Raw genomic sequence first — 23,628 nt, forward strand, 5'->3', positions numbered from 1 at the left:
CCTCTAGAAAGTAAATTGGTTGATTCTCTTGATTCGGGAGAAAGACACCATCAATCCGAAAAGCCAGTTGTTTTACTTCTACCGAAGAGAATTGATAAAGGTTAGCTGTTTCCTCAGAGGAGTTGATTAATTCAAAGAAAAACTCAGGGAAACTTTGAAAGAGTCGGTAGAAGATAGTATCAGTTTTCACTCTCTGTTTTGGTATTTTCTGGCTTCTGTAATCACGGTTTCTAAGGGTAATTCTAAGGTTTTAAGCGATCGCGTAATTTTGGCTGTAATTGTTCAAACCTTAAGCTTAGCATGGATTTTTGACCCTATTTACCTCTATCTGGCCTTACTTTAACAAAGATTGCCAACCACGATTAAGATTACGGGCAATTTGAATATGGGGTTCGTCGGGTTCAACTGGTATAATCTGAGCAGGTTGTCCTTGTTGATATCTCTCAATTATTAAGTTAGCTGCTTCTAAACCAGTTACATAGGCTTTTTCTTGTGACCATGAACCATGAGAATTGATAATCCAGTCTCCCGCTAAATAGAGATTGGGAATACTACAGGTACTTTTGAGCAGATATTGATAACTACCTGGAGCAAAATGTGTTACTCCTTGAGGAACTCTAACTACTCCATAATCGACTATTTTAGCTTCAGCAAAAGCGGGTACACAAATAGTTAAATCTTGTTGGACTTTTTTGATTATCTCTTCATCCTTCATCGGTAGGAGTTGATTAGCGTGATAGAAATCTACCTCGATGACACTACCTACCTCATCTCGATAAGCATCATGTAGGTTATTCAGGTCAAAAAATGTCCAACCCGTAGTCAAATCAAAACCAAAACAAGCATTAGAAGGTAAAGGAACATTTATCTTTCTATCAAACCAGAGACGTGTTGCTAAGACATCGATAGATCCTAAATTATTTAAATTACAAAAATCTGGATATTTAGTTAAATTATCACTTTGAGCGACAATTTTTTTAAGACCACTGATACTCAAAGCTAAAATTACACTATCAGCTGTAAAAACTTCTGTACCCGAGACAACCCCTGTTACTTCTCCTTGTTGATTGATAATTAAATCACTGACACGTTTATTGGTTAAAACCTTACCACCTAGACTCTTAATCTTATCTACCCAAGGATTAAAAATCTTTTCTCCCACAGTTCCACGACACCAAACTACATCAAAATCGGCTTGATGGGCTAAAATAAAGTAGTAGAGCATACCTAGGGTAGCAGCAGCACTACATTGCTCTCCTGGTGCGAACAAACCTACTAATAACATAGGTTCAAAGGCTTCTTTATATAATCTTTCTGAGACGCCAAATTGTTTAAATAACTCTCTTGCTGTCATTTTGTCATATTTTTGCCAAGCTGTTGGACTATTGTCAAAATCAATGACTGCGTAGAGTAAGGGTAAACAAGATAAGCGATCGCTTAGGGGTAAACGATAGAATTGTGTGTAACAAAAAGTACCCAAAGGGCTAGGAAGTCTGGGTAAATCTTGGAAAATGGGGGATTGTACCTCTAAACCCGCGGGTGAATATTGAGAGGATTTAGTAAAGGGAGTAAATGGCTTTAAATCCAATTCATCGACTAAATTAAAGATATTGCCATAGGGATACCAAAAACCGTGAATACCAGCTTCTAAGTCTTTTCCCTCTTGGGTTTTCCATCCTGCTACTAATCCACCTGGATAGGGTGCAGCTTCTAAGAGAGTAACATCATAACCTTGTTTTGCTAAATGATAGGTAGCACCTAAACCTGACCAACCTGCACCTACTATGACAATTTTTTGATTATTTTCCATGTATTTTCTCAAACCAATTTTCAAAGCGATCGCCTAAAGCCGGGAGAGAATATTCTGTCTCTGCTTGTTGACGACAACGTTTTCTATCTATTTGCGCTAAACCGGAGATAGCTTCGACTAAACCGGTGACGCTATCAGGGGTGACTAAAAAACCTGTTTCCCCATGACGAATAATTTCTGTCGGACCACCGCGAGCATAACTAATCACAGGTACGCCACAAGCTAAGGCTTCAATAGCGACATTACCAAAAGCTTCTACCCAACGTGGAGTCATTAATAAAGCTTGACAGCGTCCTAATTGAGCTTGTAGTTCTAGAGTAGATAAAAAACCACAATATTCTAGAGCAGCATTTGGATAATCTCTCTTAATTTGTTCCCAATAATCTTGGTCTTGAATTTTCCCCCAAATTTTTAGGGGTATTCCCGTTATTACTGAAGCTGAGACAGCATCTTCTAAACCCTTTTCTGGTGCGATTCTACCTACCCAAGCCAGATAATGTTCAGGTTGTGGACAAAAATCATAGAGAGATAGATCAATAGCACTTCCTAATATTTGACAAGCATCAGCAAAAGGAAAAGTTTCCGCCTGTGTACGAGTATATACCCCAATAGTTTCAGGATAAGCTTTAGCGACTCGATTCATGACCACATCTAAAGCATCTGATAGAGAGCCCATACTGATAAAATGAGCGATCGCAGTACTAAAGAACTCAGTCAAATAGAAAGGTAACCAATCAAAGGCAAAATTAACCAATAAATCATAATCTGGTTGGACAGTATAGGCATATTCCCAGATATTAGCTAAAACCGAGTCTTGGGGTAGAGAGATACTCACATCACGACTTTGAGTTTGAGCGGGAATTTGTAACTTACCACTTATTTCTATTATCTTAATATCTGTTAACTTTGATGCAGTAGGAGCAACTACCACCACTTGGTGTCCTCTTCTTTGCATTTCCGCTGCTAAATTGTAGAGGGTTAATTCTACTCCTCCCCCTAATCCCGAACCGAGAGGACCAACTGGAGTAGAAAGAAATAGTAACTTTAACATAAATTTATTATAAATTAAGAGAATCAGAAGATTTAAATTGAGAATCCAGAGGAGGAGGGTTAGGGGGTGGATTTTCCATAGGGATTGACATAGTAGGATTAACTTGACTTAAAGCCCATTTGGCTACTTCTCTCACTTCTGGGTCATGATCATCTAGAGCATGATAAATTACAGGACGAATTTGATTGAGCAACTCATATAATTTGGTTAAATCACGAATAGCATTTTTACGGACTTGAGCATTTTCATCTTGTAAAGATACAACTAAAGCGTGATTCATTGGTCTGAGGGTTTTAGCACTTACTTCTGATAAGGCTTCTAAAATTAAGGTTCGTTCATAGGAACTACAATCTAACATTAAATCAACTAGAGGTTTAATCGCTCTAGAGTCTGCTGTACGTGCTAATTCCCAAATAGCTCTACGTCGTTTAGCTGGATCTACTTCCTGTAATTGTTCGATTAATCCAATTGTTACATCTGAATTTTCTCGGGGAAAAGGTTGTACTGGTAGTAGCGCACTATCTGTATTTTCTATGGGTGGAAGTTGAGCTTTAGAGGTATCATTATTAGCTAAAGGTTGATTCCCACTAGTAGATAATTGTTGTTCTGGAGGATTCTTTTCTGGTAAAACAATCCAAATTAGCAATAATAACATGATACTAATTAGCAAAAAACCCAATAGCATCCACCAGGGTAAACTGATTCTTCCTCCCGATAAGGTAATACCAAAGTTATTGGGTTGGGAGTTGTTGTCTTGGTTGTCTAGTTGAGGGTTTTCTTGAGCAACAGCAACACTCATTGGTAATAGTCGGTTATTAGGGGAATGGTAACCAGGACCAAAATAAGTTAGTAAAATAGCGAGAATTAGGGACAAACGATGGAGCATAGTTAAATAATGATCGTTAATATGAAAGGTTCTGCTGATTATATTTGCTCATAATAACTCAACTGATTACTTAATTCTCATATCTGCGGGATACTTTTCTAGTGAAACCCTGATTAAATATAGACAACTTTTGGGTTAGTTTTTCTCGCTGATTAATCACATAGATACTTACTAAGGTTAAAGAAACTCCTAACCATTGTAAAGGTGTTAGTACTTCTGCTAAGAATAAGTTACCAAAAGCTAGAGCAAATATAGGAGTTAAAAAGGTTAGAGAACTTAAACTGGTAAGATTACCCGCAGCTGCTAAATAGAAAAATACCCCATAAGATAAAGCACTCCCAAACACTGTAGCATAACTTAATGCCAGCCAATCCGAAACATTGAGATATTGCCATTGGTTGGTTTCTAAGGAAAGACTGAGTAAAAATAATAGCATTCCACCAATAATCATGTGCCAACCAGTTGCCATGATAGGATCAGCATAACGACAAACAAAGGGAATAGTCACAGTTCCTACAGCCATAGAGAGTGCAGCTAATAACATTAGCCACTCTCCCCCACTAAATAATTCTGTTCCTAATCCTGATAATTCAGAGAAATTAAATTGAGCTAGATTAGTAATCAAACTTTCGGGTAAGCCAATTAAACTAATCCCTGCAATACCGATCGCTAAACCTAAAAACCCTAATCCTCCGATAATTTCCCCAAACAACCAACTAGAGAGTAAAGCCACTGCTAGGGGTTGAGAATCAATCATCACTGATCCCAACCCTGCTCCTGTTCTGAGTAGTCCCTGACTAAGAAATCCTTGGAACATCGCTCCATCTACTATAGCAAAAAAAGTGATCCATAACCAGGCTTTTTGGCTTTTAGGTTGAGGTCGTTGTTGCCAATAAGCAACGGCTAAAATTAATAAACCCGCGGGTAGCAAACGTACACTAGCCATAAATAAGGGGGTTGTCTGCTCAATAGTTCCTTTCATCGCTACCATCGCTGTACCCCAAAAGAAAAAGGGCGAAATAAGTACTAATGGGGATGTTTTCTGGTTTATTTCCATGGGCTGAATGTGTTATCTTGTTTATTTAGTAGTTTTTGCTTATCTATTTAATTGTATAGTTTTGTTAAGAGTAATAGTTGTTAATGATTTGGCCATTTAGAAAAAAAGCTAGTAAACAAATTGCACGTCTGGAAATAACAGGGGCGATCGCCGGGGAAACTCGTGAACAAGTACTCAAGGCGATCGAGATGATTAAAGCGAGAAAATTCCCTGCTCTGTTGTTACGAATTGATTCTCCTGGGGGTACAGTAGGTGATTCTCAAGAAATTTATCAAGCACTCAAAGAGTTACAAGAAAAGGTAAAAATAGTCGCTAGTTTTGGCAATATCGCTGCTTCTGGTGGGGTTTATATTGGTATGGGTGCTGAGCATATTTTTGCTAATCCAGGTACAATTACAGGAAGCATTGGGGTAATTCTGCGGGGGAATAATCTCGAAGGTCTCTTAGATAAAATTGGGGTATCTTTTAAAGTAATTAAATCAGGACCCTATAAAGATATTCTCTCTTTTGATCGCCAATTAACTGAAGCTGAAGAAGCGATCTTACAAGAATTAATCGATACTAGTTATCTGCAATTCGTAGAAACTGTAGCTAAAGAGCGTAAACTAGCTCTAGAAACCGTCAAAAGTTTTGCCGATGGACGAATTTTCACAGGACAACAAGCTTTAAATCTCGGTGTTGTCGATCGCCTAGGTACAGAAGCTGATGCTAGACGGTTTGCGGCGACTTTAGTAGGACTCAATCCCGAGAAAACCGACTGTTACAATATTGAGGAGTCTAAACCTCTGTTAAAACGTTTTTTACCCTTTGCTAATGTCACCATGAATTATTTAGCTTTTGAAGTCGCAACTAATGGTCAACCCTTGTGGTTATATCGACCCTAATTGTGCTTTGATCAATCTAGAAAAAATTAGGATTAGTAATAGGGAGATTATCGATCGTGGTAGCAAAAGTACTGGCAATTCGGGGAGCGACAACCGTTCCTGATAACAGCATTACAGCAATTCGAGAAGGGGTATTAGAATTGCTCGATACTATCGAATCTTGTAATCAAATTGTCAGTCTAGATATTGTTAGCGTAATTTTTACAGCTACACGGGATTTAGACGCTATCTTCCCTGCGGCGATCGCCAGAGAACGTCCCTACTGGAGTCAAGTCCCCTTATTAGACTTACAACAAATGCACGTACAAGATAGTTTAGAGCGTTGTATTCGCGTTTTAATCTATGTCAATGTAACTAATCCTCACCTAGAAATCAACCACGTTTATTTACGTAACGCTAAAAACCTCAGACCAGATCTGAGTTTACCAATACACTTTAATCAGGAGATTAATTTATCATGAGTCGTCAATCTCAACCGAGTTGGCAATCTTTAGCAGGTGGTATTATCGCTGCTTTAGCTGTCTTAATCGCTTTTAATTCTTTTGTCATTATTAACCCAGGACAAGCGGGAGTCTTGAGTATCCTAGGTAAAGCTAGAGATGGCGTTTTACTCGAAGGAATCCACTTTAAACCCCCTTTGATTTCCGTAGTAGATGTCTATGACGTCACCGTGCAAAAGTTTGAAGTACCCGCACAAAGTGCCACTAAAGATTTACAAGACTTATCCGCGCGTTTTGCAATTAACTTTCGTCTCGATCCTCTTGAGATAGTAACTATTAGGAGAACACAAGGTACTTTAGAAAATATCGTCGCTAAAATTATCGCCCCCCAAACTCAAGAATCTTTTAAAATCGCTGCAGCTGTGCGTACAGTAGAAGAAGCGATCACTAAAAGAAGTGAGTTAAAACAAGATTTTGATACAGCTCTCGATCAACGCTTGCAAAAATATGGCATCATCGTTTTAGATACTAGTGTAGTTGACCTCAACTTCTCTCCCGAGTTCGCTAAAGCTGTTGAAGATAAACAAATCGCCGAACAAAAAGCCCAACGCGCAGTCTATATAGCTAAAGAAGCTGAACAAGAAGCACAAGCAGATATTAACCGCGCCAAAGGTAGAGCCGAAGCTCAAAGATTACTAGCAGAAACCCTCAAAGCACAAGGTGGTCAACTAGTATTGCAAAAAGAAGCGATCGAAGCTTGGCGTCAAGGTGGTGCTTTAGTACCTAAAGTTTTAGTGATTGGGGATTCTAAAAACAGTGTACCTTTTCTCTTGAATCTAGAAGAAGAATTACAACAAAATACTTCAACTAAATAATATTAAGTAGGGTGTAGGGTGTAGGTTTTAGGGTTTATTATTCCTATATATTATACTCCCCCTCTCCCTACTTCCTATTTCTCCGCGTAAGCCATCGCTTTTAGATAAAGTTTTTGAATACTTCTGAGCACTTGATTAAAGATTGATTTATTCGCTTCTAGGGTTTGTAAATAAGTCAAAAATTGCGACTCTTGAACCGCGATGTCATTATCTACGTAAATGATTCCACTCAGAGATTCCAATAACTCTTGATAATCTTGTTCACTAGGATTTTTGCCAAGATATTCCTCTAACCACTGATAACATTGCTCTGACTGAATGGGTTTCATTTCTGTTAACAACAGTTTGATGTCTTCATCCTCAGCTAGAGCATTTTCTCTCACCATTCGATGGAGATACTCTCTCTCATTCTGATGGATTTTTCCGTCTAACCAAGCTGCTGCAAATAACAGTTTAAATAGTTGTTTCTTCTTATTATCTACGCTCATTATTTCTCCTTAATAATTCGGTTCATTTCCTGGTTTCCACTTGATATTACAACCGATACTCGGTTTTTGTTCTGGATTAATGGGTTTACCCGTGATTAATGCGTCTATAGCTGCGCGTAAATCCTTACCAGTGACTGGTAAATTATTACCAGGACGACTATCATCTAATTGACCACGATAGACTAACTCTTTAGCTGCATTAAATAAGAAAAAATCAGGTGTACAAGCTGCTTGATAAGCTTTAGCAACGGTTTGACTTTCATCATAACAGACAGCAAAGTTAAAACCTAGCCTTTGCGCCATATTTTTTAATTTATCAGGTGCATCATCGGGATATTTAGTGATATCATTGACACTAATAGCAATAATGCCGATACCTTGTCCTTGATAGTCTTGACTGAGTCTAGCTATCTCTGTTTCTACGTGCTTGACAAAAGGACAATGACAACATAAAAAAATGATTAGTAACCCTTTTGGGGAAGTATAATTACTCAGATTAATAGTTGTTTGTGAAACCACATCAACCAGGGTAAAATCAGGTGCTTTCGTTCCCAAGGGTAACATTGAAGAGGGTGTGAGTGCCATATTAACTCTATTTAGAAATGCTCTCACAATTTATTATATTGGTATAGGGGGACAAAAAATGAGTTTAATGAGAATTTGGTCAATCGCTGCTAATGGTTTTCGAGAAGTTATCCGCGATCGCATTTTCTACTTTGTGGGGTTTTTCTCCTTAGTTTTGGTTATTGCTTTACGTTTACTTCCTGAAATCTCCGTTGGTACTGATAAAAAAATCTTTGTTGATTTGGGTTTAGCTGCTATTGAAGCGTTAACCGTTATTGTAGCGGTTTTTATTGGCACTAATCTAATTAATAAGGAAATCGAAAAACGCACCATCCTAGTACTGATTGCTAAACCCATTAGTCGGGTAGAATTTATCCTAGGGAAACATTTGGGTTTATCGGCGGTTTTATGGGTTTTAGTGGCTGCAATGACTCTAGTTTACCTAATTCTGCTTAATTGGGCACAAATTCCCCATCCTTTACCCAGTATTCTGGTTTCTTTAGGGTTCTTGTGTTTACAACTCTCTCTGTTAACCGCTGTAGCGATCGCTTTTGGGGTGTTTACTAGTTCTATTTTAGCCACTTTATTAAGTCTTGGTGTTTATCTGATGGGACAAATTAGCCGTGATATCCTCGCTTTAGGAAAATTAAGTGATAATGCTACTTTAGAACGTTTGACTAAGTTTATCTACTTATTTTTACCTGATTTATCTCGCTTAAACCTGAAAAATGAAGCAGTATATAACATTTTACCATCGCCTCCTGAACTCTTGGCTAATGTTATCTATGCAATTTGTTACACTATCTTTCTCTTAGTCTTTGCGATGCTGATTTTCTCAAAACGACAATTCTAAGTAGTGTTTACAAAACTAAAATATCATAGTATAATTTAGCAAAATAATACAAATTAATAAGTAATGAAACATTGTTAAGAAAACTATATTCACATCTAAACAGAATGCCACACTTAACCAGAAATGAATCAAACAATTTGTCTGAACATCACAATCAAGAGCATTCTAAGCATAAAAACCCTAGGATGAATAAAGAATATGAAAAAATTGTGACTCATCTAGTCACAGGGATGATAGATGATGTTAACTTGAATAGCTTATTACATTCTTTAACTATAGCAATCAAAGAACAACTTAACCTAGATGATTGTCTGATTTTTTTATCTGAATCAGCAGCTAATCAGGTCAAAACAGCTTTTCGGTCAAGTCTAGAATCAAGAGAAAGCGAGACAATAATTACTCAAATTCGTGATTTAATTAAACATTATCAAGAATTATTAGCATCTCAACAAATCGTCTTTTTATCTACTCGTCAAGAAATTATCTCTCTAGCTAAAGATTTTGACAATCAGACTTGGCAATCAGTAATTATTATACCTATAGTAAATTATCAGTGTTATTGGGGGGAGATAGTGTTAGCTTATCCTTATCCCCAAAATCAATGGTGTAAAACCGAGTTAAACTCCTTACGTAATCTAGCTAATCACTGTTTACTAGCGATTCAACAACACTTACTCCAGGTAGAAAAAACCAAAGCAGAAACGATTAATCAAAAAATAGTAGGAGGTCTTGATTATACTTTTCATGAGTGTCGTCAGCCCTTGAGTGCTATTCTAGGATTAGCGAGAATGTTAAACGAACAAATCTATGGTTCTCTCAACCCTAAACAATTAGAATATATTCAAGCAATTATTTCATCTGGAGAACATTTACTCTCCCTAACTAATGACTTTTTGGATTTATCTAAAATTGAAGCAGAAAAAGAAGAATTATTCCCAGAAAGAATCTTAATAGAAGAAATTTGTCAAGCTTCACTAGCGATTATTCAACCAGCAGCTACTAATAAACAATTAGAGTTAGTATTAGATATTGCTCCAGAAATAGGGTTTTGCGTCGCTGATCCTATGCGTTTAAAACAAATCTTGGTTAATTTACTCTCCAATGGGGTTAAATATACAGAAACAGGGTCAATAACTCTCAGTGTCACTCAAGATAATCAGGGTTTCTTCTTCGCGGTAATCGATACGGGAATTGGTATAAGTCAAGAAAATCAAGCTAAACTCTTTCAACCTTTTGTCCAAATACCTAATCAACATAATCGTAAACAAAAAGGTACGGGATTAGGTTTAGTATTATCTTTAAAGTTAGCAAGAATGCACGGAGGAGATTTAACCCTAGAATCGGTAGAAAATCAAGGAAGTTGTTTTACCCTCTATCTACCTAAAGTGAGGAGTTAGGTATTAGGGATTAGGTTGTAGGGTGTAGGGTGTAGGTGTTGTTATTGCTATATATCATACTCCCATTCTCCCATTCTCCCCCTCTCCCTGATTCTTAATTCTTGATTCTTCCCACCACTTTAATAGTTAAATTATCCACAACTAATTGATTACCACGACTATTAAGATGAATATGATCCCAATAGAGGGAGTCAGGAGAATTAACCTGTTGAAAAAGAGGAAGAAAATCAAGATAGGGTATCTCTAAAGATGATACTAGAGAGTCTAACCTTTGACGCGCTTTAATTTCATGTTCTTTACTCTGAGACAGGGATTCTCTTTGTAGAGGAGTCAAGCCTATAATGAGTTGAGCCTGATTTTGTTGACTAAGTTGGTGTATTTGTGCAATTGCTGTTAAATTAAAACCAACGCGATCGCCCTTTTCTTGGTTAGCTGTGACCATTTCTGGTAGAGTAGCTTCGCGGATAAAGTTATTTAATAACTCCCCCATCCCTAAGAGAGGTTTTTTACTGGGGTAATGTTTACTGTTACCAACCAAAAAAGAATTAGGAGCGATCGCGAAAAAATCATCAGTATTAAGTAACAGAATAACTATCTGTGAGTCAAAAGTACCATATTTTTGTAGATAAGCCAACTGATTACGAGGTCCCCAGGAATTAGCAGAAGCATTAAGCACCTCAACCGTCACTCCTAATTCTTGTTCAAGTTTAGCGGTTAATAAAGCCGAAATAGTACGATCTTGACTAGTCCACCAACCACCATTAGCGATGGAATCCCCTAAAAGTAAAATCCTTAATTCAGGTAACTGTTGAGAAATATTTTCATTACGTTGGGAAGAATTATTGATAACGATAAGGTTACCACGACGACGCACACGTTGATTAGGAGCGAGTAAATAACCTATCTCCTGATCAGCTATATATAGTAAAGGGTTTCCCAAACCGACAAATAGACGTAATCCCAACTCTAACCCCAAGATTAGCAGCAAAACCAGCCAGATTAACTTCATGAATAAAACTCAGCTAAGCTAAAATAGAAAACATTATGCCGTTTTGAGGGTACAATCGAAACCAAATATCGATGCAAATCCTAACATCAGTTTTAACAGAGTTATTAGAAACTCTACCAGAGTTACATACGCAAATGTACTTTAAATCTTCCTTAACCGCACTTTCTCACGCGATGGAAGACCAGATTTTAGCAGGTGGTGGAGATAGTTACCCTCCTCTGATTATCGCTAGTTTTCAGCGAGAACGCTTCTATAAACAAGAAGCACATCGATATAAGCGTTTAGCCCAAATCAGCGACCAAGTATATATTTTAGCTGCTCCTGAAACCAGTTTTAACAGTAGCTCCGATATCTACGAGAAAATCGCTTTTACTCCTGAAGATAGTTTAGCCCAAGAATGGCATCTAGTTATCATCGCTGAACAATATTCAAGTTGTCTAATCTGTCGAGAAAGGAAAAATTTACCCCAACAATTAGATAATGCTATAGATAATAGCAGAAGATTTGAGGGTATCTGGACTTTTGATCGTAGGGTAACCCAAACCGCAGCCAAAATCATCTTTAAACGTATTTTAGGTTATAGACCAGAATTGGCAAAAAAAGTCAGCCAAGCAGAAGCAAAATATCTTGATTTAAGCACAACTCCTCCACAAGTAGATGCAGAAATAACCGAGATAGATCCCTTTGTACAACGTTTGGTAACCTATCTGCAAGCAAGTCAATATAAATTACTCAAAGCTAATCGCTTTCTCGCAGACAAAGAAAAAAAAGAACGACTACTTAACTTAATTATAGACGCTATTAGGCGATCGCTAGACCCTGAAGAAATCCTCCAAGTAGCTGTGCAAAAATTAGGGGAAGGATTGGGAGTATGTCGCTGTGTAGTCTATCGTTGCAAAGAAAATGATACCTCAACTAAAATCTATCACGAGTTCAAAAACCAAGATATTGTCTCTATTAAAGGTAAAACTTGGCCCTTGAGTAATAATCCTCTCTTCCAAGAAGTAAAAACCTTACGAGATGTTCTAACTATCGAAGATACCACCACAGATCCACGTATTCAAGGTGATCAAGAAAATCCCTTAAAAAATCTAGTCCAAAGTTGCTCGATATTTTCCTGGTTAATGATTCCCCTCATCTATCAAGATAGACTACTCGGGATGATGGAATTACACCACTGTAACGAGACACCAGCTAATTGGAAACCAGAAGATATCGCTTTAGTAAACGCGATCGCCACTCAAATCGCGGTAGCTTTAATTCAAGCGGAAGCTTATGCTAATCTAGAAGATCTTAACCAACAATTAGAAGCTTTAGATCGCACCCGTTCCAATTTAGTAGCGATTACAGGACATGAATTGCGTACCCCCCTATCTACGATTCAAGTCTGTTTGGAGAGTTTAGCAACTGAACCCGATATGTCTCCTGAATTACGTCAAGTCATGTTAAACACCGCTTTACAAGACGCCGAAAGAATGCGTAAACTCGTCCAAGACTTTCTGACTCTTTCCCAATTAGAAAGCGGTAGGGTAGAATGGAATCCTGAACCTTTATCTCTAGCTGAATGCGTAGAATTATCCCTTAGTCATTTGCGCGCGCGTTATCGCACTCAAGGATTACCCCAAATTAATAATCTAGTAACTTGTGATTTACCCTTAGTCCAAGTTGATGGAGAATGGTTAGTAGAAGTTTTAGCCAAACTCCTAGATAACGCTTGTAAGTTTACTACTTCTGAAGGTAAAGTCACCATCGCTGTTAGTCGTTATAACCCCGAAACTCTCGAAGTCACCGTCTCGGATACAGGTAGAGGAATCGAACCCAATCGCTTAGATAAGGTTTTTGACCGCTTTTACCAGGAAGAAGGCGCACTCAGACGCAGTGTAGGGGGAACTGGTTTAGGGTTAGCTATCTGTCGTCAAATCGTTAGTAATTGGGGTGGGAAAATTTGGGCTGAATCTTTGGGAAAAAATCAAGGTAGTCAATTCCATTTCACTATTCCTATCTTTGAGTTAAATAATGATCATCAGGGTAAACCCAAGAAAAAGCACAAAACCCGCAATATTTAAAACCAAGACGCACCAAGTAAATATCTTTCTAAAATTGGTGTGTCTTTTTGCACTAAATGAGATAATCGGGTTTTACGCTTCCACCCAAAATAAGGAAAAATCATGGCAAAAGGCGATATGTATTGTAATAATATAGCTGGTCTATCTTCTGTTCCTGGTCTGCTTCCAAAGTGAAAACAACTAGAAGTATCTACTAAAATCATTGTACCCTTAGGTCCTGTTATGGGGGTAAATTCTGTCGGTGGTACTAATTGACTAACAAATTCATCGGTTAATCTTCCTCCTCGGTAAACAGGATAAACCTTCTGAGATTGTTCTGCAGAAATTAGGGTAAATGGTCCACTATCTTCGGTTACCTCATCTAAATAAATAAAGATTTTAACCTGTCTAACTCCTTCTGGATCTAGATGAAAATATTGTGAACTATGTTCAAAAATGGTTTGATTTGGGGAGTAAAGAATATTCACTGAATTTAAGATAGGTAAAATGCCTATATATTCAGTCACAATCTTTAGTAAATCTGGATTTAAAGCTAACTGTAATAAGGGTGAATCTAAGGTTAACTCCTGTTTAATCGGTAAAGCTAAGAGATATTGGTGTTTTCCTGCGGCTTTTTCGATTAAGTCTTGAAGTTTGGTACTTTTTAAGCGTTCTTGAGCATATTCTTGCGCCTTTTGTAAAGGTGGAAACTCAAGGTTATTGATAACTAAATAGCCTTTTTGGGGTTCTATTTTGTCGATAAGTTGTTTATTTTTTAGTTGTTGAGCTAGATACTTTCTTGCTAAATAAGTAGGAAATTTGACAAGATAAGCAATATTTTCATAGATAACTCTTTTGGGTTTGGGATAGTTAAATTTAACTAGATTTTTGAGAAAGTTTCTTACTTTATCTTTGCCTTTTTTAAGCTGAGAGATGAGTTGATTATATTTGCCTACTAATTTATTAGTTATGGTTGGAGATTTTAGCATATAGTTAAGTTTTTAAAAGGTAGAATAATTATATCTGAAAAGTACTATTGTCAATATCTTGACATTTAATACTTAATGTGCTAACACCTAAAATGTAAGCAATAATTAATTTATGATTGATTTTTGGTCTAATGGGAATTAAATACACTAATATAACTATGACAACCATTTAAAAGGTTTAAAAACATGGCATTAGAAGTTTTTAACGAAGACGGACTAGTCAAAGCTGATTTTAATCTAGACGGTATCTCTGATTTAGTTTGGCGTAATGCTAGTACTGGAGATAACGGGATCTGGTTGATGAATGACGTCGCCGAAGGTGGCAGTTTTGAGGCGAGCGCTAAACTTAGTATTGAATCAGAAGTAACTCCCTCTTGGGCTATTAATGGTGTAGCTGATTTCAACGGTAACGGAACAGAAGATCTTCTCTGGCGTAACTATGAAACAGGCGCTAATGGTATCTGGTTAATGAGAGGCGTTGAACGTGTAGCTATTCGTAACCTTGAGCCTGAAACTAATACCGATTGGTATATTGGAGGTGTAGGAGATGCTGATGGTGATGGGATGCCAGATTTATATTGGCGCAACGATCGCACTGGGGCTAATGGTATTTGGTATCTCAACGAAGATTACACCACTAGAGCTAAAGTCGCTATTACAGGACAAGATAATCCTGATTGGCAACTAACAGCGGTAGCTGATATGAATAATAACGGTGTTCCCGATTTGATCTGGCGCAATCGCCATACTGGTAGTAACGGTGTTTGGTTGATGGGTGGTGCAGCGGGACAAGAGGTAAGCGAAATAGTTACTCTAGATGAGGAATTGAACCCTGACTGGACTATCCGTGGTACTGGTGATTTTAACGGTGATGGCAACCAAGATTTAATCTGGCGTAATAACGCCAATGGTAACAACGGAGTTTGGTTATATAATGGTGATTTACGACGTACAGCCGTAGTTGCTTTTGAAACTGTCGAAAATACTGATTGGCAAATCGTACAACGGTAATATATAGATATTTTAGGGGCGCCTATGAAAAGCGCCCTAGATAAATACTTCCTTGTCACCATTGTCTGACAACGTGGTAACTAGCCTGAAAAGCAACCTAGCAAGTTAAAATGGCGGGAGGCGGATTTGAACCACCGACCTTCGGGTTATGAGCCCGACGAGCTACCAGACTGCTCTATCCCGCGTTGACTTATCCACTATAACTTATATTTTCCAAAAAAGCAAGTTTAGGTTATATTAAGTTTTGTAAAGAGATTTACTTTAATCTGAGAGGAGAGTTAGAGATGAATTGGGAAATACCCGAAGGGATAAAAACATGGTCACAATTTGGTCATCCTATCCTAATGTGGATTTTATTAGGTGTATCGGTATATGCTCTGTATTCAGGGATACAAATAATTCGTACTCGCACAGCCGAAGCAGAAGTTAGAAAAGAATTAATCAAGAAAAAATTCAATGACAAACATCATCAAGTAGGTTCAATTTTACTAGGAATGATGGTATTAGGGACAATTGGGGGGATGGCGGTAACCTATATCAATAATGGTAAACTCTTCTTTGGTTCTCATCTGTTAGTGGGTTTAGGGATGACAGGAATAATTGCGGTATCTGCATCTTTAGTACCCTTTATGCAAAAAGGTAACAGTTTTGCTCGTTATACTCATATTGCCCTAAATGTATCTCTTTTGGGCTTATTTGGTTGGCAAGCGGTAAGTGGAATGCAGATTGTCCAAAAAATCATTAGCAAATTATAGAGACTAATATCGAATGGAAAATAAAACGCTCTTGTTGAGTTAGGTATTAGGTGTTATTATTCCTATATAGTAGTACTCACATTAGTTAGGACATTCTCAAATCGGGAAACCTATAGGAGGGGGCGCATTTCCCTCCTGACTCCTGACTCCTGACTCCTGGGTACTGCTATATATCATACTCTAGGAGTGCCTTTTATCTTTTCATATAACCAGGGTGCGGCATTCGCACCTTTTTTTAGTGGCTATACTGTAGAGTAAGCCCTTCAAGACTGATAAATGCTTATGAATAAACCAACTTACCAAGTTAGTCAGACAGTTGCTGATGAACAAATTAATCAACTTACTAGTCCAGGAGAACCAGATAGAGATAACTTAGATATAGAATTCCTCTACACCAGAGATATAGAATTTAGACAAGAGACTATTTATTTTATCGTAGTCGATCGCTTTTATGACGGTGACCCCGAGAATAACTATGGACCAAATCCAGAATTATACGATCCAGATCAACAGGATTGGGGGAAATATTGGGGAGGAGATTTACAAGGAATCATTGATAAATTAGACTATCTCCAGAAAATGGGAGTAACAGCGATTTGGTTAACCCCTTTGTTTGAACAGGTAGAAGAGTTATTTGTAGAACAAGCTGCCATACATGGTTATTGGACTAAAGATTTTAAAAGGATTAACCCTCGTTTTATTGGTAAAGACGAGAATCCCTCTTTAAACCAAACTCAACAGAGTCGAGATACCGCTTTTGATCGCTTAATTACGGCTCTTCACGATCGCCAAATGAAGTTAATCTTAGATGTAGTCTGCAATCATAGCAATCCTGATTTAAGTGGTACAAAAGGAGAACTCTACGACGACGGAGAAAAGATAGTAGATTTTCATAACGATACTCATAACTGGTATCACCACTACGGAGAGATTAGCAATTGGGAAGACGAATGGCAAGTTCAAAACTGCGAATTATGCGGTTTAGCTACTTTTAACGAGAATAATTGGGAATATCGTAGTTATATCAAAGAAGCGATTAAACAATGGTTAGATCGCGGTGTAGATGCGTTGAGAGTGGATACAGTCAAACATATGCCTATTTGGTTTTGGCAAGAGTTTAACGCTGATATTACCACACATAGACCTGATGTGTTTATTTTTGGTGAATGGATATATAGTCATCCTAGTGATGAACGTTCCGTAGAATTCGCTAACAAGTCAGGAATGACTATTCTGGATTTTGGTTTATGTATGGCGATTAGAAAAGCTTTGGGAAATTATGATCCTGAAGGTTTTTATTTAGTCCAAGACATTTTACGACAAGATTATGTTTACGATGGTGCAACAGAGTTAATTACCTTTATCGGTAACCATGATATGCACCGTTTCTTAAGTTTAAATCCAGATCCTGAAGTTTTGCGTTTAGCGATTACCTTATTAATGACTAGTAGAGGTATTCCCTGTATCTATTATGGTACAGAACAATATATCCACAACGATACTAACGTTGATGATAACCCCTATGGGAACAATGACCCCTATAATCGTCCCATGATGGATAGTTGGGATGAAAATAGCCCCATTTATCGTGATATTTCCTTACTTTCGGGGTTACGTCGTCTCAATCCCGCTGTATCTATGGGGGGACAATGGCAAAAATATATCACTAATGATGTTTATTGTTATGTGCGTCGTTATCGAGACTCGGTTTTATTTGTAGCCTTAAATCGAGGCGAAGATACGATTATTGAAGAGGTAGATACTGAATTACCAGACAGCGAACATACTGATATTATCTCTCGGGCTAAATATACCGTTGTGGATGGTAAATTAGTTGAACTGGAATTAAAGTCTAAACAAGCCTTGGTTCTATGTCATACTGGTGGTAGAATAGATGGACAAATCATTATTAGGGCACAGTTAAACGGGGTAAGAACTCAATTAGGCGAAACCATCATTGTTACTGGAGATTGTCCAGAATTAGGTAATTGGGATATCGCTAAAGCTTATCCACTGGAATATATTAACTCTAATACTTGGTTTGGAGAAATTCCCTTTAACGAAAGTGCGGGTAAATTGATTACTTATAAGTATGCCCTACTGCGTAAGGGAACTTCTCCTCTCTATGAAAATTTGGTCTGTAGGCGTTGGTTAGTTGCTAGCGAAGGAATCGTTAAATGGCGCGATCGCTGGGCTAGTTAATATTCAATGAATAGGTGGAACGGTATTAGGGGTTAGGTTTTAGGTTTTAGGTGTTATTCCGAATTAAGAATTAAGAATTAATTATTTTTTCGCGCACTCTCCCCTCTCTTCCTTCTTACTATTACACTTCCTCTGGTGTGCTAGAACGATTGAAAGCGGGGGTTAAATAAGCAACTAAAGCCCCTAACACAAAACCAAGAATGTTGCGGAATAAGGGTAACCATTCAGTAGTTCTAGTAATCACAGGAGCAATACCAAAAGCGATAAAGAGAATACCCCACAAAGGAGAGATAATTAAACCCCATTGCCAAGCAACCAACTGATTAGGTTTACGGGGTGTGACTGCTAGTCCTAAAATAACTCCACCTACACAAGAAGTGATTAGGGTTAAGATCCATTGTTCTTGGGGTAACCCGGGAACAACTCGACAACCACCTTTTAATAAACAGCCTTCTACTGTAGCTAAAGATTGGGCGATTGCGTTATTTTCCCCATTGTCTCTAACGAAATAAAGGTTACCAAAACGAGTTTGTAATTCTACCCAAAAAGTTCTTGGTAAGAAATGATATACCTCATCTCCTACGTTAAAGGCTAATAAATTGCCACCTCTAGCATCGGCTACTAGTAAGACACTGCGATCGTCTAAACCCCAGAATTTTTTGACTGCTCTTCCTGGAGTGCGATCGTATTGAGTTAGTACCCTTAGTTTCCAACCTGTTTCGGCTTCAAAATTCTCAATATCCTTGATAATCGCCTCTTCTTGTTTTGTAGGTAAGAAGTTAGCTAAATCAATGATTGGGGTTTGGGTTTCAGGGAGTAATTCGGGATTATCAAAAGCCCATGCAGCTGGGGCAATTGTCCAACCCATGACAGTTATTAACGCGACGAATATAATTCCTAAAACTTTTTGACTAAAAGGGTGTTTCATAATGTTCTGACGAGAAAAAATTAACAATTTGTTCAATTTCTTTACACTTATTTACTTTATTTTAAGGTAAGAAACAAAAATAAGATCTAAAAATAAGCAAAAATTTTTTAGCGATTATCTCTAATCACGTCATTATCGGGATTTTGCCAAGCTTGCCAAGCTGCTTTGAGACCTCTACTGAAGCGACGAGTACCTGATTTAGCGCTATTAATCCCCTGATCAACTTGTTTAGCTACCTCAGTGGCTGTCTTGACTCCAGTATTGATCTCATCGGTTAATTCGGTAACCTCTGAACTAGTCAGACGGAGGGCTTCTAAGGTAGGGGGTAACTCTTCCCTGAGAGTGTCTAAGAGTTTTTCAGCACTACGAGCAGTTCGGGATAATTCTAATAACACGGGTACAGCTGTAAATAAAACAGCAGTTAAGCTCACAGAAACTAATAAAAGAGATGCACCAAGCCAAAATAAAGGTTCACTCACTAGTTTAACGAATTATCCTCTAATTTACTCGCTTCTAGACCCGCGGCGATCGCCTTTTGGACACGAGTTAGAGAATTATTTAAACGTTTTGTTGCTAAACGTGACCATTGGTTACTCCGACGTTGTGCGGTGGTTACTAAATCCTCAGTCAATTCTGGTAAAGCTTGTAGGGATTTTTTGACAATGACTTTAGTATCTTTACCCGGACGAGTAGCTAGGAATATACCAGCGATCGTGCCTACCGCGCTACCAATCACTAAACCTGTTATCAAGTTATTGTGCTTATCTGTCTGAGTCATCTTATTATTTCTCCTTGATCCCAATTTATTTTAATCTTAATATCTTGTTCAAGCTGTTGTTATAATCAAAGATAAAAAATTTTAGCCGTGATTACCAACTCTCAAACTCAAAGTATCACCCTAACCCCTAGCTATCGTTTACCCCTAGTCATTGTTGGCTTGGGTTTGGTTTTAGCTTTACTTAATCTCTGGTTGGGTTTTATTGTCGCTAGCTTTGGTTTATTTCTGATGTTACAAACAGCCACCATCAGACTAAGTTTTACACCTACACAATTAGAAGTATATCGCTCAGAACAAAAAATTCGTCAATTTCCTTATCAAGATTGGAGTAATTGGCGTATTTTCTGGACTCCTGTACCAATTTTATTTTATTTTCGCGAAGTTAACAGTATTCACTTCCTACCGATTATTTTCGATAGTCAGACTCTGAAATCTTGTCTAGAAAAATATTGTCCACTTTCAGAGTAAAAGATTGAGTTATCCACCTCTAAAAAGGTGGTTTCTCAACCTGTTACACTCACACAATAGGTAACAAAATGTTAATATAATCCTTTAAAGTAACAATCTATTGTGATTATCAGTCTAAAGATGGGAATAATCAATATAGATCAACTTGAGTTGTAAGCTTATGACATCTTATCCTTTATCTAATGAATATGATCCTTCTTCTGATTATGATTTAAATATAAATAGTGAAGCGCCGTTTATATTTAAAACGGATTTTCAGGGTTATATGGAGATGTTCAATCCTCCTGAGATAGTTAGTCAATATCTAGATCAACATGAGCAATGGTTTCCTGAATGCGCTCAACCTATGAAAGCGGAAGCTCTTGGGGATAATGGTTATACTCTGATTATCGGACGTTTTGGCTCTTTTGGCTATTCCGTTGAACCCAAAATGAGTGTGGTTTTTGAAGTCAATCCAAAACAACAATATCTGATGTATTCTGTAGATTTACCTGAAAATAATAGCTTGGGTTATACCGTTAGTTATGAAGCTTGCATGGAATTAAATAAAATACCAATAGAGGTTTCTAGTGCTATTACTGATAATTATCCCGAAAAAGTTAGAAAATCCTTACCATCAGAGGTGACTCAAGTTAATTGGAATTTACATTTAAATGTAGGGGTTTGGTTTCCTAGTTTTATTAGTCGTCTTCCTGAGTCTGTAATTCAAAGTACAGGCGATCGCTTACTCAGTCAAATTGTGCGTCAGGTTTCACCACGTCTAACCTTTAAAGTTCAGAAAAATTTTCATGATCGCCTAAATTTACCTATCCCTCCTAAAAGTAGTCGTTATCTCGAAAAAATCAACTCCTAATCACAAAGTATTAAAATAGTAAGGTATTTGATTAGAGGTTAACTTAATGAGTGATGTGATTAAAGTTATCTGTACTATTTTGCTTCCACCTTTGGGGGTATTTTTGCAGGTAGGGTTAGGTAAAGACTTTTGGATTAATTTGCTATTGACGATTGTCGGTCTCTATATTGCAGGATTGGTTCATGGAATCTGGGTGATTGCCAGAAAATCAAATTAAAAGTGCCAACTTTGACTATAACCTTATATAATGGATAGTCTGTGTTGTTTGAAATCTAAAAATGGCAGTTCCTAAGAAGAAAACCTCAAAAGCAAAACGGGATCAGCGTAAAGCCCACTGGAAACGCAAAGCAGCTTTAGAAGCGCAAAAAGCCCTATCTCTTGGTAAATCAGTATTAACAGGACGTTCCAAAGGCTTTGTTTATCCCCAGGATGACGAAGAAAGCGAAGATAACGAGTAAAATGAAACTACACCGACTTTATCCTAACGGTGTAGTTTTTTTGTTTAAAGCAATTGTTTAAATTCTTGATTAAAGACAGCTATAGTCATATTTTCGTCGTTACGTTGACGTAAAGATCTATTCACTTCACCAAGATAGACTGGTTTAGATAATCCTGTTTCAGGGTGAATAATGGTTCTCACTCTAATCGTCATTTGATTGTTAAGACCGATTCTACCAGGAGAGTAGAAATCAGCAGCGACTTGACGTAGAGTTGCTTCTACTTCAGTAGGGTTAACAGTATTAGGAACAGCTACAACTACTTGATCTGCACCATTATCATAGATCAGCTGATAGCGGACAGACCCTTCAACAAAACTACGAGGAGATAAACCGAGACTCAAACCAAATAACCCAATAGTTAAAACGGTCATAAATCCCGTTATCCCCACTAAACGAAAGCGAATACCCCAACGGGCGATCGCTGCTATGATAGTTAATCCTAAACAGACTAGGGTTAATATTCCTGCCCATTGGGCGTAGATGCTAAAATCTGTGGGTAGAGTAAGATTCATAAGGTTTGTTAGCAAGGTAACTCAAAATTCAGAATTGAGCTAATTTTATCATTTTATTGGTCTTGATTCATCTAAAGCTGTATCACTATTCCAACGTTGATGATCTTTGGGAGGTTGATTACAAAGCCTATGTTTGGGTTGAAATATCATGCGTGAAACATTAAAGATAAAATCGACGCATTGATCAATTTCTTGATCAACTTGCTTTTCTGAAAATCTAATAACTACCCAACCATTATCATTAAAGAATGAATCTCTATTTAACTGTTTATTATCCCCTAATGTATGGCAAGTTTCTTTCTCTTGATATTTATTGATAAACCAAGGTTCATCAATTTCTATGTCGATAAACAATTCTTGGTTATTTATTTTGCTGATAACTTTAAGAGGAATATCAGGAGTGTAGGGGTAATCATATCCAGGTATGCTTAAACCTTTATTATCGGGCATAAGGGTTACTTCAATATCTATTAAATTATTTAATTTGTTCTCTATTGCATCACGTAAACTCATATCTAGTTTGCCTACTCGTGCTTGACTATTTACATCAAGATTAGAGGGGTAAGAATTGATTATTAAAGATAGTCCATTTTCCCATTGTTTTTTTAACTTTTCTACTTTTCTTTCATACTCTTGGGTTGCTTTTTCTTTTTCTTTTTGGTATTCTTGTTCAATTTGAAGACATTTATTTTTCCATTCTTTTAATTTGTGATCATATTTTTGTTTTTCTTGATTATATTTTGGTAAAGTATTTTCTCTATAATCTCTCATTCGTTCTTCGTAGGTAAATGAATCGTAAAGAAACTTCAATAAAAGACCAACACCAGCTGTTCCTACTGCAATAAGAAAGAAAGGAGCTTCGGCTGCAATAATAGCTAATAGTACAATAGATCCAGCTCCTGCTGAAACCGCTGACTTTAATTTACCCATGACTCTTGTAGGAATACTAGGAAGTTCTGGAGGAGTAGGTTTTTCTGGTTTTTTGGGTTCAGGTGCTAGAGAAGGTTTCTCAGGTAATTTAGGACCTTGTAAATGTAAATAAATTTCTTGGGGTAATGCTAAATAGGGATAACAATCCTTTCTGATATATTTAAGAAGAGGATGACTTGACATAATTTAGATCTTAAGGTCAAAGAATGTATATAAGATATTATACAAAGTGACATACTCCTACACCGAATCAAAGATTACGCTGTAGGCTTCTTGTCTTTCACCTTAAGAGATGATTGACCGTTTTTGAGTGAGGCGATGCCCATCCCCACTTTTTTAATTA

Annotated in this window: 27 protein-coding genes and 1 tRNA gene; 13 read left to right on the forward strand and 15 right to left on the reverse strand. The window is 37.4% G+C overall.

Annotation, left to right across the window (positions count from 1 at the left end; translation table 11 throughout):
* The 5 genes from EA365_10690 to EA365_10710 all read right to left on the reverse strand — a co-directional run.
* The coding region (locus tag EA365_10690; GenBank protein ID TVQ44154.1) for a DUF2887 domain-containing protein at positions 1-190 on the reverse strand (190 nt) is incomplete at its 3' end.
* A 144-nt stretch (positions 191-334) separates the two neighbouring features.
* On the reverse strand, positions 335-1,810 hold the full coding sequence (locus EA365_10695; GenBank protein TVQ44155.1) for an FAD-dependent oxidoreductase: 1,476 nt from the start codon (positions 1,808-1,810) through the stop codon (positions 335-337).
* Positions 1,800-2,861, reverse strand: coding sequence for a glycosyltransferase (locus EA365_10700; GenBank protein ID TVQ44156.1), 1,062 nt, complete (start codon positions 2,859-2,861; stop codon positions 1,800-1,802). The genes EA365_10695 and EA365_10700 overlap by 11 nt, the downstream gene beginning before the upstream one ends.
* Before the next feature lie 7 nt (positions 2,862-2,868).
* The gene (locus EA365_10705) at positions 2,869-3,747 is read right to left on the reverse strand and encodes a HEAT repeat domain-containing protein (GenBank protein ID TVQ44157.1); all 879 of its coding nucleotides are present in this window, start codon (positions 3,745-3,747) and stop codon (positions 2,869-2,871) included.
* Between the two features lie 70 nt (positions 3,748-3,817).
* Positions 3,818-4,804: an EamA family transporter gene (locus tag EA365_10710; protein ID TVQ44158.1), complete on the reverse strand. Its 987-nt coding sequence runs from the start codon at positions 4,802-4,804 to the stop codon at positions 3,818-3,820.
* Between the two features lie 83 nt (positions 4,805-4,887).
* Between EA365_10710 and sppA the strand changes: the two genes are divergently transcribed.
* Genes sppA through EA365_10725 form a run of 3 tightly spaced genes read left to right on the forward strand, consistent with a single transcriptional unit; the run spans position 4,888 to position 7,003 of the window.
* Entirely contained in the window at positions 4,888-5,688 is an 801-nt protein-coding gene (gene sppA / locus EA365_10715) for a signal peptide peptidase SppA (GenBank protein ID TVQ44159.1), read from the forward strand.
* 56 nt (positions 5,689-5,744) lie between these two features.
* The gene (gene aroH, locus EA365_10720; protein TVQ44160.1) at positions 5,745-6,149 is read left to right on the forward strand and encodes a chorismate mutase; all 405 of its coding nucleotides are present in this window, start codon (positions 5,745-5,747) and stop codon (positions 6,147-6,149) included.
* Positions 6,146-7,003, forward strand: a complete 858-nt coding sequence (locus EA365_10725) for a prohibitin family protein (protein ID TVQ44161.1) — start codon at positions 6,146-6,148, stop codon at positions 7,001-7,003. The genes aroH and EA365_10725 overlap by 4 nt, the downstream gene beginning before the upstream one ends.
* A 74-nt stretch (positions 7,004-7,077) precedes the next feature.
* On the opposite strand, the gene EA365_10730 is transcribed toward EA365_10725, so the two are convergent.
* A complete protein-coding gene (locus EA365_10730; GenBank protein TVQ44162.1) occupies positions 7,078-7,491 on the reverse strand; it encodes a TerB family tellurite resistance protein in 414 nt (137 codons plus the stop codon).
* 9 nt (positions 7,492-7,500) lie between these two features.
* Positions 7,501-8,076: a thioredoxin family protein gene (locus EA365_10735; GenBank protein TVQ44163.1), complete on the reverse strand. Its 576-nt coding sequence runs from the start codon at positions 8,074-8,076 to the stop codon at positions 7,501-7,503.
* Positions 8,077-8,134: 58 nt separating this feature from the next.
* Here EA365_10735 and EA365_10740 point away from each other — a divergent pair, with 58 nt between their 5' ends.
* Together EA365_10740 and EA365_10745 are read left to right on the forward strand one after the other, a co-directional pair.
* On the forward strand, positions 8,135-8,908 hold the full coding sequence (locus tag EA365_10740; protein ID TVQ44180.1) for an ABC transporter permease: 774 nt from the start codon (positions 8,135-8,137) through the stop codon (positions 8,906-8,908).
* A 104-nt stretch (positions 8,909-9,012) separates the two neighbouring features.
* Positions 9,013-10,305: a sensor histidine kinase gene (locus EA365_10745; protein TVQ44164.1), complete on the forward strand. Its 1,293-nt coding sequence runs from the start codon at positions 9,013-9,015 to the stop codon at positions 10,303-10,305.
* A gap of 94 nt (positions 10,306-10,399) precedes the next feature.
* On the opposite strand, the gene EA365_10750 is transcribed toward EA365_10745, so the two are convergent.
* Positions 10,400-11,314, reverse strand: coding sequence for an SGNH/GDSL hydrolase family protein (locus EA365_10750; protein ID TVQ44165.1), 915 nt, complete (start codon positions 11,312-11,314; stop codon positions 10,400-10,402).
* A gap of 71 nt (positions 11,315-11,385) precedes the next feature.
* On the opposite strand from EA365_10750, the gene EA365_10755 reads away from it, so the two are divergent.
* Positions 11,386-13,380: a GAF domain-containing protein gene (locus EA365_10755; GenBank protein TVQ44166.1), complete on the forward strand. Its 1,995-nt coding sequence runs from the start codon at positions 11,386-11,388 to the stop codon at positions 13,378-13,380.
* Here EA365_10755 and EA365_10760 read toward each other — a convergent pair.
* Entirely contained in the window at positions 13,377-14,348 is a 972-nt protein-coding gene (locus EA365_10760) for a hypothetical protein (protein TVQ44167.1), read from the reverse strand. The genes EA365_10755 and EA365_10760 overlap by 4 nt on opposite strands.
* Before the next feature lie 186 nt (positions 14,349-14,534).
* Between EA365_10760 and EA365_10765 the strand changes: the two genes are divergently transcribed.
* Positions 14,535-15,359: a VCBS repeat-containing protein gene (locus EA365_10765; GenBank protein ID TVQ44168.1), complete on the forward strand. Its 825-nt coding sequence runs from the start codon at positions 14,535-14,537 to the stop codon at positions 15,357-15,359.
* Positions 15,360-15,470: 111 nt separating this feature from the next.
* Here the strand turns inward: EA365_10765 and EA365_10770 are convergent.
* Positions 15,471-15,544: transfer RNA gene (locus EA365_10770), tRNA-Met, on the reverse strand.
* A gap of 99 nt (positions 15,545-15,643) precedes the next feature.
* On the opposite strand from EA365_10770, the gene EA365_10775 reads away from it, so the two are divergent.
* Together EA365_10775 and EA365_10780 are read left to right on the forward strand one after the other, a co-directional pair.
* Positions 15,644-16,114 carry a DUF4079 domain-containing protein gene (locus tag EA365_10775; protein TVQ44169.1) on the forward strand — a complete coding sequence of 157 codons (471 nt, stop codon included), beginning with the start codon at positions 15,644-15,646 and terminating at the stop codon, positions 16,112-16,114.
* Between the two features lie 276 nt (positions 16,115-16,390).
* A complete protein-coding gene (locus EA365_10780) occupies positions 16,391-18,316 on the forward strand; it encodes a cyclomaltodextrin glucanotransferase (protein TVQ44170.1) in 1,926 nt (641 codons plus the stop codon).
* Between the two features lie 121 nt (positions 18,317-18,437).
* Here EA365_10780 and EA365_10785 read toward each other — a convergent pair whose 3' ends face one another.
* The 3 genes from EA365_10785 to EA365_10795 all read right to left on the reverse strand — a co-directional run bounded on the left by EA365_10785 (position 18,438) and on the right by EA365_10795 (position 20,022).
* Positions 18,438-19,244, reverse strand: a complete 807-nt coding sequence (locus EA365_10785) for a TPM domain-containing protein (GenBank protein ID TVQ44171.1) — start codon at positions 19,242-19,244, stop codon at positions 18,438-18,440.
* A 107-nt stretch (positions 19,245-19,351) separates the two neighbouring features.
* Positions 19,352-19,723 (reverse strand): DUF948 domain-containing protein, encoded by a 372-nt coding sequence (locus EA365_10790; protein TVQ44172.1) that lies wholly within the window; start codon positions 19,721-19,723, stop codon positions 19,352-19,354.
* Positions 19,723-20,022, reverse strand: a complete 300-nt coding sequence (locus tag EA365_10795) for a YtxH domain-containing protein (protein TVQ44173.1) — start codon at positions 20,020-20,022, stop codon at positions 19,723-19,725. The genes EA365_10790 and EA365_10795 overlap by 1 nt, the downstream gene beginning before the upstream one ends.
* A gap of 78 nt (positions 20,023-20,100) precedes the next feature.
* On the opposite strand from EA365_10795, the gene EA365_10800 reads away from it, so the two are divergent.
* From EA365_10800 to EA365_10815, 4 genes are all read left to right on the forward strand, one after another.
* Positions 20,101-20,490, forward strand: coding sequence for a DUF3119 family protein (locus tag EA365_10800; protein ID TVQ44174.1), 390 nt, complete (start codon positions 20,101-20,103; stop codon positions 20,488-20,490).
* A gap of 160 nt (positions 20,491-20,650) precedes the next feature.
* Positions 20,651-21,343 (forward strand): DUF1997 domain-containing protein, encoded by a 693-nt coding sequence (locus EA365_10805; GenBank protein ID TVQ44175.1) that lies wholly within the window; start codon positions 20,651-20,653, stop codon positions 21,341-21,343.
* 46 nt (positions 21,344-21,389) lie between these two features.
* The gene (locus EA365_10810; protein TVQ44176.1) at positions 21,390-21,560 is read left to right on the forward strand and encodes a YqaE/Pmp3 family membrane protein; all 171 of its coding nucleotides are present in this window, start codon (positions 21,390-21,392) and stop codon (positions 21,558-21,560) included.
* A gap of 61 nt (positions 21,561-21,621) precedes the next feature.
* Positions 21,622-21,801, forward strand: a complete 180-nt coding sequence (locus EA365_10815) for a 50S ribosomal protein L32 (GenBank protein ID TVQ44177.1) — start codon at positions 21,622-21,624, stop codon at positions 21,799-21,801.
* A 44-nt stretch (positions 21,802-21,845) separates the two neighbouring features.
* Here EA365_10815 and EA365_10820 read toward each other — a convergent pair whose 3' ends face one another.
* Complete coding sequence (locus EA365_10820) at positions 21,846-22,355, reverse strand: hypothetical protein (GenBank protein ID TVQ44178.1); 510 nt, start codon at positions 22,353-22,355, stop codon at positions 21,846-21,848.
* Between the two features lie 48 nt (positions 22,356-22,403).
* On the reverse strand, positions 22,404-23,468 hold the full coding sequence (locus EA365_10825; GenBank protein ID TVQ44179.1) for a DUF559 domain-containing protein: 1,065 nt from the start codon (positions 23,466-23,468) through the stop codon (positions 22,404-22,406).
* Positions 23,469-23,628 lie beyond the last annotated feature (160 nt).

Origin of the sequence: Gloeocapsa sp. DLM2.Bin57 (assembly GCA_007693955.1) — a bacterium.
In the GTDB taxonomy this organism is placed as follows: Bacteria; Cyanobacteriota; Cyanobacteriia; order Cyanobacteriales; family Gloeocapsaceae; genus Gloeocapsa.